The organism is Corynebacterium kutscheri (assembly GCF_000980835.1).
Classification (GTDB): Bacteria; Actinomycetota; Actinomycetes; order Mycobacteriales; family Mycobacteriaceae; genus Corynebacterium; species Corynebacterium kutscheri.
Genome location: NZ_CP011312.1, coordinates 2,246,571 through 2,262,515 on the forward strand (window position 1 = coordinate 2,246,571; position 15,945 = coordinate 2,262,515).

A 15,945-nucleotide genomic window follows, 5' to 3' on the forward strand; every position below is an offset into this window, starting at 1 on the left:
TCATAAGCGTTTGGCAACTTTTTACTATCGACGATCTTCTTTAGCTGCGCATGTCGTCGACAAGCATTCGGTCAGGGTTTAGCCAAAAATATTTGGAATAACCACACCAGGAATTATTTCCAGGCCAGTATCAGCATCTGTATCCGGTACTTCTGGTTCAGGTGCTGGAGCAACTTCTTCAACAGTATCCTGGCTACCGCTATCTTGGTTGTACTGACCACTCCAACTATCTTGGGAATAGCCAGAGCCATAACCGTAGCCGGCCCAGTTCACCGGTTGTCGATCTGGGAATCGCTCCAAGTCTTTGCCGGACAGTGCACCATCGAGGGTGTCTTTCCAAATATCTGCCGGCAAATCTGCGCCATACATTAATCCGCCCCAGGAGTTAAAAAGTGGGGAGTTATCGGCAGTGCCTGCCCACACTGCGGTTGCTAGCTGTGGGGTTGCGCCAACCATCCAGGCATCCTTGTTATAGCCGGTGTCACCTAATTGAGCAGTACCAGTTTTTGCTGCTGACTCGCGTCCATTAGCAAGAGCATTACCTTTAGAATAGGCAGCGATAGGCATCATCGCGTCTAATACGTTGGTAGCTACAGCTTCGCTGACTGCTCGCTGTCCTTCTGCCTGTTCATGTTCATAGAGCAACTTGCCATCGACAGTTTCTACTCGTTGGACAAAATACACATCGTGACGCACACCAAGGTTCGCTAGGGTAGCAATCGCATGCGCCATATCTAAGGGGCGTGATTGGTACTGCCCTAAAATAATGCCTTCATAAGGCTGCTCGCCATTTTCGGTCAGTGTTTTTTCAATACCTGGTAACGACTCCGCAATGCCTAGTGCATGCGCCATATCAGCGGTATCTTGCGTGGTATTTTCTAAATCTTCCTGCAGGCGAATAAAGCTAGTGTTATAGGAGTGCTTGAGAGCTTCCTTAATCGAGCATTGTCCGCAACCAGGAGTTTCACCAGCATTTTTCACCACAATATTTCCGGGTAGCGTATATGGTGCCGAGGAATAATAAGTTGAGGTGGGAATACCTTGTTGCACGGCTGCTGCTAACCCAAAAACTTTGAAGGTAGAACCAGTTTGTAGGGCGGCATTTGCATAGTCATAACCGGTAGCTTCCTCACCACCGTAGTAGGCACGTACTGCGCCAGTTGCTGGTTCCACAGATACCGCGGCCACGCGAACATTGTCTTGTTCATCAGCGATATTGGTGTTTACTGCCTCGACGGTGGCATTTTGTGCCTGCATATCAATAGTTGAGGTAATTCTTAACCCTAGGGTTTGTACTTCTTCTTGAGTAATTCCCAGGGTGGTCAGTTCGGCCATGACCTGGCTTTGGATAAGCCCATTCGTACCGGTGGCTTCAGTATAAGCCTGATATAGTGCTGGATCTTGGGTTTCTGGGTAGGTTAATTCAGCGCGTTCTGCTGCGCTTAACCAGCCTTCGGAAACCATGCCATCAAGCACATAATTCCATCTGCTTTCTGCTCCTGCTGGGTTAGTCCAGGGATCAAGTTGGCTTGGTAGCTGAATGCTTGCCGCCAATACTGCAGATTGAGCAACATTTAGTTCGCTGGATGGAATACCAAAATAAGCGTTTGCGGCGGCATCAATGCCATAGGCGTTGCGACCAAAATAAATGGTGTTGAGGTAACTTCCGAGTACCTCTTCTTTGGTCCACTCATTGGTCATTTTAATGGAATACACTAGCTCTTTTGCCTTGCGTTCATAGCTGTGTGCATTTCCTACCAGCATATTTTTCACGTATTGCTGGGTAATAGTTGAGCCACCGCCAGCAGAGGCATCACCGGTAATCTGGCCGATAACGGCACGACCAAAACCGGTAAAAGAGAAACCAGAATTAGTATAGAATTCGCGATCCTCCGCAGCGAGCACCGCATTTCGAGTCACCTCAGGGATCTGTGCTAGCGGAACTTCACGCCGGTTGCCTTCTGGTGGAACGATACGGGCCAGCTGAGTAACCCCGTCGGAAGCATAGATTTCCGAGACCTGATCTAAAACAAGCTCGTCTGGCTCTGGCACCTCCGCCACCATATATGCCACCATGAAGGCAATAATTGGGGTAAGAAAGAGCACGGCCAACGTACCGAAGATGGTAGGTTTAACCCAGCCACCCTTCTTTTTGTGCGTCCGAGGCTTTCTTTGTTCCTCTGTTTTTTTCTCTGCCACGAGATTCGCGCTTCCTTTAAGATCTATCTATCTACAGCAGTTGCGATTGTAAGCAGATGGTTCCACCTACAATCTGGACATACCTCCACCGTATGCACGGTAAATTCACGTCCGGTTTTCGCAAAGTCTTCAATTTCGGCAAGGCTTCGCGCGCTACCTGATATTTTGCCTAGTTGTTCTCCATAAATCCAATACACCATGCGTAAATTTTCCGATTCGCACACCGGACATATGCTTTTCGACGCCCAACCGTGGTGTGCGGCAGCAGTAGCTAAAAGATAATCTGCATCGCAAATGCTTTCTCGAGTTATCGCCCCGGCGCGATACTCTGTCAGCACGCGATGCCGAGTTAATTCATGCGAAACTTCATTAAAAAATTGAAGCATTGCGTCATTCTACCCCTATTAGGGGCAAAATATATGAGAGATGTAAGACATTTTCTTAAGACAAACTTATTTAGTAGAAGAGAACTTTCTGCCTAAAGAGTTAGAATATCTGGTATGCCTAATAAAACTCCATTAGAGATTGCTGCTGAGATCCGTCCCGCTCTGACGAAGCTTTATGTTTTGTACTTCCGTATTGCAGAGCAGTCCGACCTTACTGGTCCTCAGCTCACTATCATGACCAGCCTCAAAGAGCATGGTCCATCACGCATTAGCTACATTGCCCAGACTGAGGGCATTCGTATGCCTACTGCTTCTAATGCTCTTCACCAGCTGGAGATTCGTGGTCTTGTGGAGCGCATTCGTGACCAAGAAGATCGTCGTGGGGTGAAAGTTCAGCTCACCACACTCGGTTTTTCTGAGCTTAAACGCGTTGGTGACGAGCGCACCCAATACCTTGCCCAAATGTTGGATTCACTGCCTGCTGATCAACTCGATCGGGTGGAGGAATTCAGTGATGTGGTCAAAACCCTCGCACAAACCTATCCCCGAATCCTAGAAGAACACGAAGACGGATTCTAGCAAGCAAAATAACCACCTTTTACCAACGTCGATACGCCGTATAACACCAAGCGTATCGGCGTTTTCCATATCTATTTCTACACAAAGGAAAACCACTATGCCCCGAGTACTTATTACTGGATCAAGTAGAGGAGTTGGCCATGCGCTGCTTAGTGAGCTGATTAGCCGTAACTATGAGATAATCGCGCATTATTGTCATCAGGTACCGCTGGAGCATCCACGAGTTACTCACTGGCAGGCAGATTTTAGCAATGATGCCCAGCCTATTACTCCGCCTGATATTGATCAGCTTGATGCGCTTATTCACTGTGCCGGGGTAGCTCAATTAGGTACTATTGCCGATGCGCGTCGAGAGGTGTGGCACAAACATCTCGCAGTTAATGTGCTTTCTCCTATGGAACTTACTGCGGCCTTATTACCGGCTTTGCGCAATGCCTCGGGGCAGGTTATTTATATCAATTCTGGAGCTGGGCAGCATACCAACCCACACTGGGGTGCATATTCAGCGAGCAAGTTTGCTGCTAAAGCTTTTATGGATACGCTGCGCCAGGAAGAACCGTCCTTACGGGTTACTAGCATTTATCCAGGGCGAATTGATACTGATATGCAGCGTGAGATTATTAGCCAAGAGGGTAAAACTTATGATGGATCTCGGTTTCTTCGCCCGGAGACAGTAGCCAAGGCCATTATTTACGCATTAGAATCCCCCGCAGATGCCCATATTCCGGACATCACGATTCGTCCCCGTGGCTAGGTTGCATTATCTAAGGAAAAGAGGATGGCGACAAAGTTTAATAAGCATCAAGAGCATCCAGAAAATGATCTCAGTACGGATGCCGACTTTGCCAATCGCTACCGTCCTGACCCCACAGATTTTGATGAGTTAGCGGCCTGTCCTGATCCATTGTTGATCGCACTTGCTAATCGACGTTCCACCTACCAGGCCATTGCTTGGGCGGTTATGACCCCCATACTAACGTTCATTATTGCATTTATCCTCGCGTTGGTTGCCCGTTATACCGGTGGCATGTTATGCGATTTTGGCCAGGCTAAGTGGATTTGTAGCCGTTCAGCAGAAATCTGGTGGCCAATTAGTACCTCGATTGTGCCGGTATTAGGGGTTATTGGTTGTGCGATTATGCTTTATCGCAAGTACACCCATTATTTACGGTGGCGGCCATGGATGGGAACATTTTGGTTTCTGGTTCCGTTCGCAATGCTGTGGATGGTGACTGTTTTGCAAATGAGCATTGTTGGCCATTAACCACTTTTTGCCTAACTACTTATTTTTACGTGACGACGAAAGCGCACTGCTTTTATTGTCACGTTTTTCTTTTTCTCCACTCACGAAAGAAAAAGTGATATCATTTTTTTAAATGTGATATCAAATTTCTCAAGGCATCTATCAACGATAGGGAAAACAATGACGACACAGACCCCGCAACCAGAAGTCGCCGACCGTCCGGTAGGACATGACGGTGCTCGCGTAGAAATCAACGAAAAACCTGTCCCATTACTTAACACCGGTGCCGCGCTACTTACTTTGCTGCTTACGCTAAGTATTGGCATTGGTGGTTTGTTACTACTTATTTCCTCTGAAGACGGAAATTCCAGCCTTCACCCTGCTATCCTGACTCTTCTTGTTCTTGCCACCTTAGCTTCTTGGATTATTTTTGCCCTACTGCTGATAAGTATTCGAGTTACCTCACCAGGGCATACTCACGTTGTGCAGTTCTTTGGCCGTTATCTTGGCACTAACCGAAACACCGGTTTCACCATCATTCCACCGCTGAGCAATTCCACGAAGGTTTCGGTACGAATCCGTAACTTTGAAACCAGTTCAATCAAAGTCAATGATCTCAATGGTAATCCGGTTAATATTGGCGCGATTATTGTGTGGCAGGTAGCCGATACCGCCAAGGCACACTTTGCCGTGGAAGATGTTGAGGAATTTATCTACTCCCAATCGGAATCCGCACTACGACATGTAGCAACCACCCACCCTTATGATGGTGGCAGCGCCAATCAGCCGAGCCTTTCCGGCTCAACCGAGTTAGTTTCTCAAGAGCTAGCCGCAGAAGTTGCCGAACGAGTAAAAGTTGCCGGACTAGAAATTATTGAAGCCCGCATTTCTAATCTCAGCTATGCCCCTGAGGTTGCCCAAGCAATGCTGCAGCGTCAGCAGGCAACTGCTATCGTCGATGCACGCGAAACTATTGTCGAAGGTGCAGTTTCGATGGTACAAACTGCTCTTGATCAGTTAGAACAACGAGATATAGTTGATCTTGATCCAGAACGTCGCGCAGCAATGGTATCTAATCTCTTGGTTGTTCTCTGCTCCGATAATAATGCCCAGCCGATGATTAATACCGGTACTCTTTATACCTAATATGCCTCGGAAAAATATCCCGCTAAGAATTGATCCCGCAGTGGCCGAAGCCATTACCCGGTGGGCAAATGATGAGGCCCGCAGTGTTAATGCGCAAATTGAGGTTATGCTGCGGGATCAATTACGACGCGCTGGGCGACTGCCCAAAGAAGTCGGGAAAATAACTAAACCAGGTCGGCCACGTATCAAAGGCACTGACTAAACAAACCCGCACCCTAGCAAATTATCTAACGCTGGGTGCGGGCTTTTGTACTTTTATTGTACTGGCTTAGCTGCTCACCTTAACGCGTGTAGCAGCTGTTGCCGCAACCTCCTGAGATCCGTAGTCAGAATATTTTTTCCCTGTCAGTAGCAACTCAACCTACATTTGGTGACTGTTCAGGCGGCCATTTCAACCACTATCACCTAAATTTCAGACACAAAAGAAAAATAACGGGAAACAAAACATCATGCCTTTATCAAGCATCAGGCAACCATACAAGAAAAAGAGACTTTCTCCACCATCCATATAATTTCATTCCAAAACAAAAACTTTTGGTGTTAACTTGAAATGAGGTACAACATGGAACAATCGTTACCATCTCTACCTGTAATAGAAAAATCTCCTTAGGAGTCAATCTCATGAAAACGTCCATTTTTATCAAAACAGCTATTGCAGTAATAGCCACCCTATCCCTCGGATCCGCCAATGTATCTGCCGTAGTAGTAAATGAGGAAGAAAATCTTCTTAAAACAATAACCACTGCAGAAAGCAATGCGACACAAAAAGGTATCATCAAACATGTGGAAGTGTCCCAACCCACAGAAGCAAAAATAAATGATAAGGGAGTAACCGGAGACTCTGGATTTGGCGAAATTTCTGTATCTTTCGACGAACATGTAAGACTCGAAGACATTGCACAAACGGAATACGCCGTAGACACAGAAGTAGGTGCCGTAGCAAAGGCAACTTCTGAAGTTGGTATGCTGTTACAAACTGAAAAAGTCGAAAAGCATGAACAATTCATTGAAAGTAAATGGGATTTATCTCTACCTGAAGGTGTAGAAGCCATTTCTTTCGATGACGGGTCTATCGGATTCCGTATGGAAACCGAAAACGGTGTATCTGCAATATCCGAAACAACAATCTCTGCACCATGGGCTGTTGATGAACATGGAAATTCTCTCGAAACATGGTATGAAATCAGCACCGATGGTTCTTCTATTACACAGATAGTAAACACCCAGGATATCGAAGGCAAAATTATTCTGGATCCTCGAGTTACCTACGGTCGAGGAATATACATCAATTGGTACGGTGGAGAACTTCGCGCCCTAAAAGCAGCTGGTTCTACTTCCCTTGCATTGGCAGCAGGATACGGATGTGCGCAAGTCAGTCAGCTACGCCACCCCGCACTTATCGCAATTGCCGGACTACTGTGTCTGACCGTTGGATCACCAGTAGCTATAAGATCTCTGCGCTATGCTCTCAACAACCTTAGGTCAATCAACGATGGAACCTGCTATCAGTGGAAAGTCGGTTCTTATTACATGAATACTGTTCCAGCAAGCGGAAACTGCAGGCCATAAATGCAATCACTCCGCTTTTTTCTAACCCTGTTTATAATTTGGTCGGTAACTCAAATCTGCATCTGGGGCTTCTCAGAAATAGTTGTACCGGGCAGCAGACTAGAATCTATATTAGGCACTGAAGATATAGGCATCGGTCTCAAGGTTTTTACCTATGCGCTTTTCCCATTGCCTTTTTCAATAATGTTCACGCGTCGATTAGTTAATAAAGACAACACATGATTCACGTTAACTTCGACACTCAAGCACAAAAACAACCCTCCCTGCCAACCACAAATGAACTAGCCTCTGTTAATTAGGCTGGTTTAATTCTAGGTTGTTAGAGTTTCAAGGGTCTGGTTTTGATATTGCATCGGGATCAGACCCTTGAATCGTTGTTGGAGTTGGCCATTATTGTACCAGAAAATGTAGTCATCGACCGCTTAGTAAAACTCGTCAGCACTTTCGCCATGATACATCTCGGTTTTCAAATACCCGAAGAAGTTTTCCATGACCGTATTGTCATAGCAGTTTGCCTTGCGCGACATGGACTGCACTTCACCGACTGACTCGATCAGTTTCTGCCAGCTTGCATGCTGGTACCAGAAACCTTGATCTGTGTGCACGATCAAACCTTCTGCTAGTCGGTACCAGGTAAAAGCGTTGTGTAACGATGAAGATGTGAACTTTATCGAAGGTGATGTTGCTAGTGCATAGGACAAGGTGATCCGATCATACAGATCCATGATTGGTAACAGATACACCTTGGTGCCGGCAATACGAAATTCCGTGACATCACTGATCCACACCGCGTTTGATCGCCCTGGTGTGAAATTGCGATTGAGGATGTTCTCAGCAATATGACTGATCTGCCCTTTATAAGAGTTGTATTTCTTACATGTTCTGTACTTGGACTTTAGCCCCATATGATCCATGAGTTTGTAAACCAATTTATGGTTGATGCTTCACCCTTATTGCCGCAGTTCAGTAAGTACCCGGCGGTAGTCGTAGTGTTGGCTTTTGTGTTCAAAGACGATACGGATTTCTTTCTTTAGCTCAGCGTATTTATTTGGTTGATCATGGCGTTGCTGGTGGTAGAAATATGTCGAATGGATTAGACCTGCTGTGTGAAGAAGGTAGTCGAGTTTGTGATCTGACTTAAAAATGATGATGGTCTCGGCTTTTAACCTTGTTGCTGGTTTCTATAAGTCCCGCAATTTTTTAGATATGTGTTTTCAGCCCGTAGCTTTTTCAGCTTTATGTCGAAAGTTTGTCTTCCGTAGTCGACAGCTTCGGTTTGGTAGGACCTTTCGGCTTGTCCTTGGGTTGAGGTATGAGTGCTTCATCACCGCCCCTGCGTCATCTTCGTACCCAATCCTTGGTCAAATTTGTTGATGACAAATCAAACTCTTTGGCCAGCGCCATGCGAGATTCGCTGGAGATACTGCGTTCAATAATATTCCTTCTTCAGTTCGAAGGAATACGACTGTTTAGTTGGTTTCTCTATGCGGCATAGTTTGCCACGAAGCACCTAACGTTGATGCAATTCTCTGACCGGGTAAGAGCCGAGTTTGAGGTGATTAGCGGTGGTCTTAAATCTCAAGTTTTGTTCACAAAGCTCAATGAGCTGTTCGTGTTGAGGCTTAGATAGAGAACTTTGTGTTCTCAATGAATTGCTCCCCACTAGTTTGTGACTAATTTTCTCAGTCCAACTAACAGGGAGCAGTTCAACAATTCACGAACGCTGGGTGCGGGTTTTTGTACTTTTATTGTATTGGCTTAGTTGCTCACCTTAACGCGTGTAGCAGCTGTTGCCGCAACCTCAGCGCATTCTGGTCGCCCACAGTGACGGGTTGCTAGGTTTTCATGACATTCTGGACACATGAGAACAAGGTCTCGGCAGTTGTCCTCGTTAATGCAGTGCTCAAATTTATTGGTAGGTTTACCACATTTACAGTGGCCGAGTTGGATAAAGCCGGGGTCTTCCACACCATTGCCAAACTCCATGTGCATGCGTTTATCAAACACATACAGCGAACCTTCCCAGAGGCCGTCGTTACCAAATTGCTCACCATAGCGGACAATGCCACCGTCGATTTGGTACACCTCTTTGAAGCCACGATTTTTCATCAAAGCGGAAAGAATCTCGCATCGAATACCACCGGTGCAATAAGAAATGACTGGCTTATCCTTCATCCAGTCGTATTTGCCAGACTCTAATTCTCGAATGAAATCATGAGTGGTGTTCACATCAGGCACAACGGCATTTTTAAACTTGCCAATTTGTGCTTCCATGGCATTGCGTCCGTCGAAGAAAACTACTTCGTCGCCACGCTGTTCAACAAGCTCATTGACCTGGGCAGGCTTAAGGTGCACGCCACCGCCAATGACACCATTGTCATCTACTTTTAACTCGCCCGGCGCGCCAAAAGCCACGATCTCATCGCGCACTTTCACTGATAGGCGAGGGAAGTCATCCGCGCCACCATCGGACCATTTAAAAGCGGTCTTTTTGAAACCGGGGTACTCCCGAAACTTCTTGATATACGCCTTGCAGGCATCAATATCGCCGCCGACGGTGCCATTAATGCCGTGCTCGGAAATAAGGATGCGTCCTTTGAGCCCGAGCAACTCACATAATTCGCGCTGCCATAACATTAATGCCTTTGGGTCAGCGATGGGGGTGAATTTGTAGTACAGAAGAATTTTTCCAACGGTCACAGGTAAAAACTCTACGCGTTTGGGCTTTGAGAATCGAATACCTACACTTTTCAACTATGCCGGAAGGTCACGTCATTCATCGCCTCGCCCATATGCTCGATACAACTTTTTCGGGCACTATCCCGCAGGTTAGTTCCCCGCAGGGGCGTTTTAACACCGAAGCATCGCTTATCGACGGCTGTGCTTATAGCCATTCCGAGGCGTGGGGCAAACACCTTTTTATTCATTTTGATAGTTCCCAGATAGAAAATATTGTTTATATCCACCTGGGGTTGATTGGTTCCCTGCGCTTTGAACCTCGTGATGAAACCTGGGGACAGATCCGCTTTCGCATAGCAATATCTGATACCGCAGCCAACCTACGCGGCCCACAGTGGTGTCGACTAGTTACTGAAGCCGATATGCAGCAAGCTATTTCTCGGCTAGGAGCTGACCCGCTGCGCGACGATGCTAACCCAGAAGTAATCAAACAAAAAATCGCTCGCTCCCAGCGCAGTATTGCTAGTTTGCTTATGGATCAGAAACTTTTTGCCGGGGTGGGCAATATTTACCGTGCCGAAACCCTGTTCCGGTTAGGGATTAATCCTTTTATTACCGGCAAATCCCTAGGGCAATTTGATGATATTTGGCAGGATCTGGTTTTCCTCATGAATGAGGGAGTGCGCGTTGGCAAAATAGATACGGTTCGACCAGAACACACCCCGCAAGCCATGGGACGAGACCCGCGCAAAGATGATCACGGCGGCGAAGTCTACGTTTATCGACGCGCCAACCAACCCTGCTATATCTGTGGCACCCCCATTCTTGAGCAGACCTATGAAGGACGCAATCTTTTCTGGTGCCCAACCTGCCAACCGGGCTAAGTTTTACTACTGCTATCCAAAGGAAAATACCAGCCTTTATCTCAAGATATTTACCTATGCTTTTCCCGTTACCCTTTGCGATAACGGTCATGCGTCGATGCTATAAAACCTTGTTTTTACATGCAATCAGATGAATACTCATGTGGACAAGGGTGAAAGCGATACTCCAGTAATTACTGATCCCTATATTCATAATGTTTACGCATAGAGTAAGAAGATCGGACAGGAACTAGTTTTTTTACAAATGAAACGAATATGATTGTTATCGGAGCTGCATTCGGCACCGGAAAAATTCGGGCAGCCGGTTCTTGCTGCTTGGATCATAAGCGACACATACACAAAAACGTCTACCGTCACTGCGCACGCAGTTAGTACTGGGCGACGTTTTATCATTCGCACATTGGGATCCAAGTACTCTTCAAATCTAATATTCACATATGTCACACAGTGCTAAAAAATTTTCAAGAATATAAATTATGGAAACTTTTATTGTCCTAATAAGCATTCCGCTCATTATCTGGGTAGCGCTGCTCTATCAACGAAAGACCACTGCAAAATGGGTTTTTATCGCAGCTATAGGTAACTTATGTGTATCACTGTTTCTCGGAATCGCTCTGGTACAAGAATGGAATTGGGAGTATCTCAATCTGTTATCCATTTTTAATGCACTCTTAAATGGGCTAATCCTATTAGCAATTGGAAGAAACACCTCATCGCCACACGTAAAACAATAAAAACCTACAGCACCTGCATAAACATCAAAGACGTGGATATCTACTGTTTCGCACATAACTAAAATTACAGACACCCTGTTAAGCAATCCGACTAGGCTAGAACCATGTCCGACACCCGGTACCCCTATGCCTTATATGCTGAAGAAATCCGCACACTCGAAGCACCACTGATTAATGCACTTCCTGATGGATTAATGAAATCAGCAGCGCATGCAGTAGCTGGTGCTGCTGAGGAAATTCTTGCACACAATACCAGCTGCCGGATCCATATTTTTGCTGGATCGGGTGGTAATGGTGGCGATGGTCTTTATGCGGGTGCAGAGTTGATCCGGCGAGGTTTTATAGTCACTGCCAGCGGGGATAGTTTTTATCCACCAGCCTACGCAGCATATAAACAAGCCGGTGGAAAAATCGTCGACAAGCCTGATAAGGCGGATCTTTATATTGATGCCATTGTAGGTTTAGCTGGGCGCGATTTAGATTATTCTTTGCCTACCGACGCTGCCATCTTGGCGGTTGATCTTCCTTCCGGCATGGCAGCAGATACTGGGGCAGGGCGCTATACACCGGCCACATACACCATTACTTTTGGTTGTTTGCGGCGCGCCCATGCGCTTAATCCCGACTGTGGTCAGGTTTTGCTTGCCGACGTAGACATCCCTGGGCATCCCAGTTTGGGTGAGTTAGCCGCACAACGAGCGCACCGTCACACCGATATTGCGGTACAGGCCAGCGTTTATCGCCAACCTCATAGCCTTGATCTGCCTGGTTTTCCTCAGCTAAAAAGTTTTGAACCTGGTATGCACGACAATAAATACACCGGCGGGGTAGTTGGTCTTTATGCTGGCAGTCCCACCTATCCCGGCGCGGGGCTGCTCTGTGCCACAGCTGCTGTGCGGGCAAGCTCATCGCTGGTTCGTTTTTATGGTGATCGGGATGTGGTGTGGCAGTTACCAGAAGTTGTCTTACATCCTGGGCGTGTTCAATCACTGGTTATCGGCCCAGGTTTTGGCGATCAACCACAAATTTTGGCACAAGTACTAGCCGAGGATCTCCCGGTGCTTATCGACGCCGATGCGCTCACAACTTTAAGCCAACACCCAGAGCTAATCAACCAGGTTACCCACCGAAAAGCCCCCACTGTGCTTACCCCACATGCGGGCGAGTTTGCACGCTTTGATGCCGCTGATCCAGAAGAATTGGCTAAAAAATTAGGCTGTATTGTGCTGCTTAAAGGTCGACTCACCTTTATTACCGATTCTCACCGCAGTGTTGCTATTAATGCTGGTCATTCGTGGAATGCCACTGCTGGATCAGGTGATGTGCTAGCTGGTTTATTGGGTGCTTGGCTAGCTAGAAACCCCAATGATGTGTTTGACACTATTATTGCTGGGGTTCACGCGCATAACCTGGCCGGATGGTTAAGCGCGCATACTGCTTATGGTATGGCACCTATTTCTGCCCGCCAGATCGCCGAACATATTTCCCCTGCAATAGCACTGATGACTGAACAACCACAGTACTACACATAAGTTAAATATGGATAAAAGCTTTTCGACGAGCAAAGCCAAAAATGCCCACTTTTCAAGCGTGCTACAACATTAACTGCGGCAGCTATTTTTAGTGCACACTATCGAAGAAAAGTATTATCTAGGCGTTGAGTAAATCTTTCCGCACAAACTAGAACATCATACTAACTAGCATTGCAACTACTACAGCTACCGCAATAATCAAGGTAATAACCGAAAACTTACCTCGTGTATTAGGCGAGACTCGCCCAAAAGCTACTGCGCCCAGCACACTACCGATAGTGTTAAAGAAAAGATCATCAATATCGGTGAAACCCACAGCAAATACATATTGGGCAATCTCAATACTTAAACTAGCTAGAAATCCAGCTAGTGAAGCTAAGAGCACAGGGTAGCGAAAGCGTTGCTGTAGCAAACCCATCATAAGGAAACCGAAGGGCAAAAAGAGCATAATATTGCCCAGGCTGTCCATCCATGCCCCATACCACAGGGCTGTCCTTTGCCAACCGTCGAAAAGCACAAGATCAATAGAACGCTGATTATGGACTTCCGTTGACCACATGTACCCCAAGCGCAGGCGATTCTTCAATAGGGTTATGGTAAGCAACATGCCACAGAACAGTACAAAGGTTACTGCTGTTGCTTGCCGAGTAGCCATCTTCACAAAAGTCATAGTTACCGAACCTAGACAATTAATCTAGCCAAATTATGAAAACTTCATGATGATCGCATCACAAGAAACACAAAGCCAGGTTATTTCGAAAGAAGCAGAGTGAAAGATTTTATGATCACTATTGCATGCATTCCTCTATCGGCAACATTGGTTCTATGACCTTTGAATTAACACTTAGTCCACTAACCAATAACGGCTTAAAATCGCTTGGCTTAGACGTTCATACGTTGACTTTGATGGGCACATGCAAACCATGCACAAAAGGTTATTCCACACCAAATAGGGTGAACTTATTTTGTCAAAATTTTTGGATCATAATTTTATATCTGTTTAACCAGTGGATATCCCCTCTGATGGGGCTGCACTGTAATAACAATTATGAATAAATGTGGCGTGGGATATATTTTTACGTAATATGACGTGTGTCATATTTAAGTTATATGGCTTGTCACAGGATTAAATGTGACTCTAGATCAATTTATTGCCATAAGTAGAAAGGATCTGAGATAAAAGATTCTCGGAAATTAGAGTTCAGGTTTCGAGGGTGGGGTTATTGTTTAAGCCTTTAGCTCGCATCGGGACGAAAAATATTGTGTTTTATCCACGAGGATACAACCGTAACATTAGTGGTACGGTTGATGTAACCATGCACCTTATGGTTACATTTAAGAACTTTAATGGATCAGTAAATTCACTGCGTAGAGATAATGAAATCCCCTATGCTCTGGGGTTTCCGGTTAACTCTACTACTGCTATGAGATTAGCCCTTCAATATCTCACATGGTTAGTCATCAACAGTAAGTTTCACATCAAATTGGGATCAAAGCGGTTAGCTCTAGCTTCCGTGCTTGATGATACGGATGGAATGTAGTGAATAAGTTATCTTTTAAAGCAACTTTTTCGTTTGTCTTCGCTGCCACATTGGTCTCTGGTTTGGGAGACGGAATGATTCCGATTGCTTTTGCTTTGCAAGCTCACCGGGTAGATCCCTCTGGTCGGGGTTTAACGATGGTACTTATCGCCTTGTGGGTGGGTCGTTTCGTCAGTTCCTTGGTGGTGCGCAAGCTACCACCACCAACGCGCCCGGTAACCTGGATGTTAGGCAGTGACTTAGTTCGTATGCTGGCTCAATGGGTATTGGTTGCCTGGTTGGTCGCTTATGGTGATTCGATTAGTGCATTCGCAGTATCTAGTTGTGTGTACGGTTGTGCTTCTTCCTTCTTCGCACCAGCTCGCTTTGGGCTCATGTCTCAGCTGTTTACTGATGCGCAGCGGACTCGGGTCAATAGCGCCTTATCAATGCTTGGTGATGTGCTGTTTATTGCTGGTCCACTTATCGGTACAGCGGCAGTTCTTATGTTAGGTTTTCGCACAGTACTACTGATTGACGGTGCAACCTTCTTCGTGGCGATGCTATTTGTACTACCGTTTCTTTCGGTACGCAGAACACCAGCGGCTGATGATGCTGAAATGCTTGCATCTGACACCGTATTTAATGCGGAAACTGTATCTACTGCCGAAGTAACCACCCCTTCCACCGCTGAATCAACCTCTCAAGCGATTCGGCCACCTGATACTAAAAAAGCTCCGGTAGTGCTGCCACGCTGGGTACACATGGGACTCGGAACTTGGTTAGTGGCAGCCCTTGTCAATGGTTTCTTAGGTAGTGCTGGTCCGACGTGGATTATGAACTCTTTTGATGAAAAGACCTGGGGTTTCATGGCTACTGGCTTGGCCGTGGGTTCATTATTGGGTTCGGCTGCCACCATTTTAAAGGCACTGGATCGAGTGCGATTTAGTACCTTGCAGTTTTTTATGCTGTTGCTTTTAACAGGCCAAGTGTTAGCTTTGGCATTTTCTCCGGTGTTTGCTCTCATTGTCATAGTGGGTGCTAGCGCGTCCTTATTAATGACTGCTGCAGGCATAGCCTGGGACTCTTTGGGGCAATCCTTGGGCAATGATGAACTAGTACACCAATTTGCGACGAAAGATCAATTGGTGTTTACCGCTGGTACTCCGCTTGGCATGATCTTGTTTGCGGTACTTTCGGAACACCCAAACACTGCCGCTATTCTTTTGTCCGTGGCACTCATTGGCTCAGCAGTGGTAACTCGCCTCCCAGCGGCATGCTCACCTAGTACGTCCGATATGGCAGATGCTAATACCTAATTTAACTCAGGGGTAGTTAAAGATATATGCAGGTCAAGTTCATAATCTATGGACTTGACCAGGGTGAGTAATTCAGACGGAAAAAGATTATACATAGATAGTTCCCGACCCAATCCAGTCGGTTTCAAGAACATGAGTTCATTAGTAAAGCGGCG

Annotated in this window: 15 protein-coding genes; 9 read left to right on the forward strand and 6 right to left on the reverse strand. The window is 46.2% G+C overall.

The window, feature by feature from the left end; all coding sequences use genetic code 11:
• Positions 1 to 78 precede the first annotated feature (78 nt).
• Positions 79 to 2,199 (reverse strand): transglycosylase domain-containing protein, encoded by a 2,121-nt coding sequence (locus tag UL82_RS10065; protein WP_232009489.1) that lies wholly within the window; start codon positions 2,197 to 2,199, stop codon positions 79 to 81.
• 23 nt (positions 2,200 to 2,222) lie between these two features.
• A complete protein-coding gene (locus tag UL82_RS10070) occupies positions 2,223 to 2,585 on the reverse strand; it encodes a DUF5318 family protein (RefSeq protein WP_046440831.1) in 363 nt (120 codons plus the stop codon).
• 114 nt (positions 2,586 to 2,699) lie between these two features.
• Here UL82_RS10070 and UL82_RS10075 point away from each other — a divergent pair, with 114 nt between their 5' ends.
• The 6 genes from UL82_RS10075 (at position 2,700) to UL82_RS10100 (ending at position 7,122) form a co-directional block, all read left to right on the forward strand.
• Complete coding sequence (locus tag UL82_RS10075; protein WP_046440833.1) at positions 2,700 to 3,164, forward strand: MarR family winged helix-turn-helix transcriptional regulator; 465 nt, start codon at positions 2,700 to 2,702, stop codon at positions 3,162 to 3,164.
• 97 nt (positions 3,165 to 3,261) lie between these two features.
• The gene (locus UL82_RS10080; RefSeq protein WP_046440835.1) at positions 3,262 to 3,918 is read left to right on the forward strand and encodes an SDR family oxidoreductase; all 657 of its coding nucleotides are present in this window, start codon (positions 3,262 to 3,264) and stop codon (positions 3,916 to 3,918) included.
• A 24-nt stretch (positions 3,919 to 3,942) separates the two neighbouring features.
• A complete protein-coding gene (locus UL82_RS10085; protein ID WP_046440837.1) occupies positions 3,943 to 4,428 on the forward strand; it encodes a hypothetical protein in 486 nt (161 codons plus the stop codon).
• A gap of 159 nt (positions 4,429 to 4,587) precedes the next feature.
• Entirely contained in the window at positions 4,588 to 5,553 is a 966-nt protein-coding gene (locus UL82_RS10090; RefSeq protein ID WP_046440839.1) for an SPFH domain-containing protein, read from the forward strand.
• A 1-nt stretch (position 5,554) separates the two neighbouring features.
• Positions 5,555 to 5,755: a hypothetical protein gene (locus UL82_RS10095; protein WP_046440841.1), complete on the forward strand. Its 201-nt coding sequence runs from the start codon at positions 5,555 to 5,557 to the stop codon at positions 5,753 to 5,755.
• 419 nt (positions 5,756 to 6,174) lie between these two features.
• The gene (locus UL82_RS10100) at positions 6,175 to 7,122 is read left to right on the forward strand and encodes a hypothetical protein (protein WP_046440843.1); all 948 of its coding nucleotides are present in this window, start codon (positions 6,175 to 6,177) and stop codon (positions 7,120 to 7,122) included.
• Positions 7,123 to 7,433: 311 nt separating this feature from the next.
• Here the strand turns inward: UL82_RS10100 and UL82_RS11665 are convergent, their stop codons facing one another.
• The 3 genes from UL82_RS11665 to trhO form a co-directional block, all read right to left on the reverse strand.
• Positions 7,434 to 7,529: an IS3 family transposase gene (locus UL82_RS11665; protein ID WP_407921691.1), complete on the reverse strand. Its 96-nt coding sequence runs from the start codon at positions 7,527 to 7,529 to the stop codon at positions 7,434 to 7,436.
• A gap of 15 nt (positions 7,530 to 7,544) precedes the next feature.
• On the reverse strand, positions 7,545 to 8,036 hold the full coding sequence (locus tag UL82_RS11670; RefSeq protein WP_407921679.1) for an IS3 family transposase: 492 nt from the start codon (positions 8,034 to 8,036) through the stop codon (positions 7,545 to 7,547).
• 844 nt (positions 8,037 to 8,880) lie between these two features.
• On the reverse strand, positions 8,881 to 9,822 hold the full coding sequence (trhO, locus tag UL82_RS10110; RefSeq protein WP_046440845.1) for an oxygen-dependent tRNA uridine(34) hydroxylase TrhO: 942 nt from the start codon (positions 9,820 to 9,822) through the stop codon (positions 8,881 to 8,883).
• A gap of 56 nt (positions 9,823 to 9,878) precedes the next feature.
• Here trhO and UL82_RS10115 point away from each other — a divergent pair, with 56 nt between their 5' ends.
• Both UL82_RS10115 and UL82_RS10125 read left to right on the forward strand, forming a co-directional pair.
• On the forward strand, positions 9,879 to 10,685 hold the full coding sequence (locus UL82_RS10115; protein WP_046440847.1) for an Fpg/Nei family DNA glycosylase: 807 nt from the start codon (positions 9,879 to 9,881) through the stop codon (positions 10,683 to 10,685).
• Positions 10,686 to 11,523: 838 nt separating this feature from the next.
• Positions 11,524 to 12,951 carry a bifunctional ADP-dependent NAD(P)H-hydrate dehydratase/NAD(P)H-hydrate epimerase gene (locus tag UL82_RS10125; protein ID WP_046440852.1) on the forward strand — a complete coding sequence of 476 codons (1,428 nt, stop codon included), beginning with the start codon at positions 11,524 to 11,526 and terminating at the stop codon, positions 12,949 to 12,951.
• A gap of 148 nt (positions 12,952 to 13,099) precedes the next feature.
• Here UL82_RS10125 and UL82_RS10130 read toward each other — a convergent pair whose 3' ends face one another.
• Positions 13,100 to 13,621, reverse strand: a complete 522-nt coding sequence (locus UL82_RS10130) for a VanZ family protein (protein WP_046440853.1) — start codon at positions 13,619 to 13,621, stop codon at positions 13,100 to 13,102.
• An 870-nt stretch (positions 13,622 to 14,491) separates the two neighbouring features.
• Between UL82_RS10130 and UL82_RS10140 the strand changes: the two genes are divergently transcribed.
• Positions 14,492 to 15,790, forward strand: coding sequence for an MFS transporter (locus tag UL82_RS10140; protein ID WP_052735964.1), 1,299 nt, complete (start codon positions 14,492 to 14,494; stop codon positions 15,788 to 15,790).
• Positions 15,791 to 15,945: the final 155 nt, after the last annotated feature.

Coding starts and splice junctions, on each gene's coding strand:
- UL82_RS10070 (WP_046440831.1), bottom strand. CDS start 2,585: ATGCTTCAATTTTTTAATGAAGTTTCGCATGAATTAACTCGGCATCGC.
- UL82_RS10075 (WP_046440833.1), top strand. CDS start 2,700: ATGCCTAATAAAACTCCATTAGAGATTGCTGCTGAGATCCGTCCCGCT.
- UL82_RS10080 (WP_046440835.1), top strand. CDS start 3,262: ATGCCCCGAGTACTTATTACTGGATCAAGTAGAGGAGTTGGCCATGCG.
- UL82_RS10085 (WP_046440837.1), top strand. CDS start 3,943: ATGGCGACAAAGTTTAATAAGCATCAAGAGCATCCAGAAAATGATCTC.
- UL82_RS10090 (WP_046440839.1), top strand. CDS start 4,588: ATGACGACACAGACCCCGCAACCAGAAGTCGCCGACCGTCCGGTAGGA.
- UL82_RS10095 (WP_046440841.1), top strand. CDS start 5,555: ATGCCTCGGAAAAATATCCCGCTAAGAATTGATCCCGCAGTGGCCGAA.
- UL82_RS10100 (WP_046440843.1), top strand. CDS start 6,175: ATGAAAACGTCCATTTTTATCAAAACAGCTATTGCAGTAATAGCCACC.
- UL82_RS11670 (WP_407921679.1), bottom strand. CDS start 8,036: ATGGATCATATGGGGCTAAAGTCCAAGTACAGAACATGTAAGAAATAC.
- UL82_RS10115 (WP_046440847.1), top strand. CDS start 9,879: ATGCCGGAAGGTCACGTCATTCATCGCCTCGCCCATATGCTCGATACA.
- UL82_RS10125 (WP_046440852.1), top strand. CDS start 11,524: ATGTCCGACACCCGGTACCCCTATGCCTTATATGCTGAAGAAATCCGC.
- UL82_RS10130 (WP_046440853.1), bottom strand. CDS start 13,621: ATGACTTTTGTGAAGATGGCTACTCGGCAAGCAACAGCAGTAACCTTT.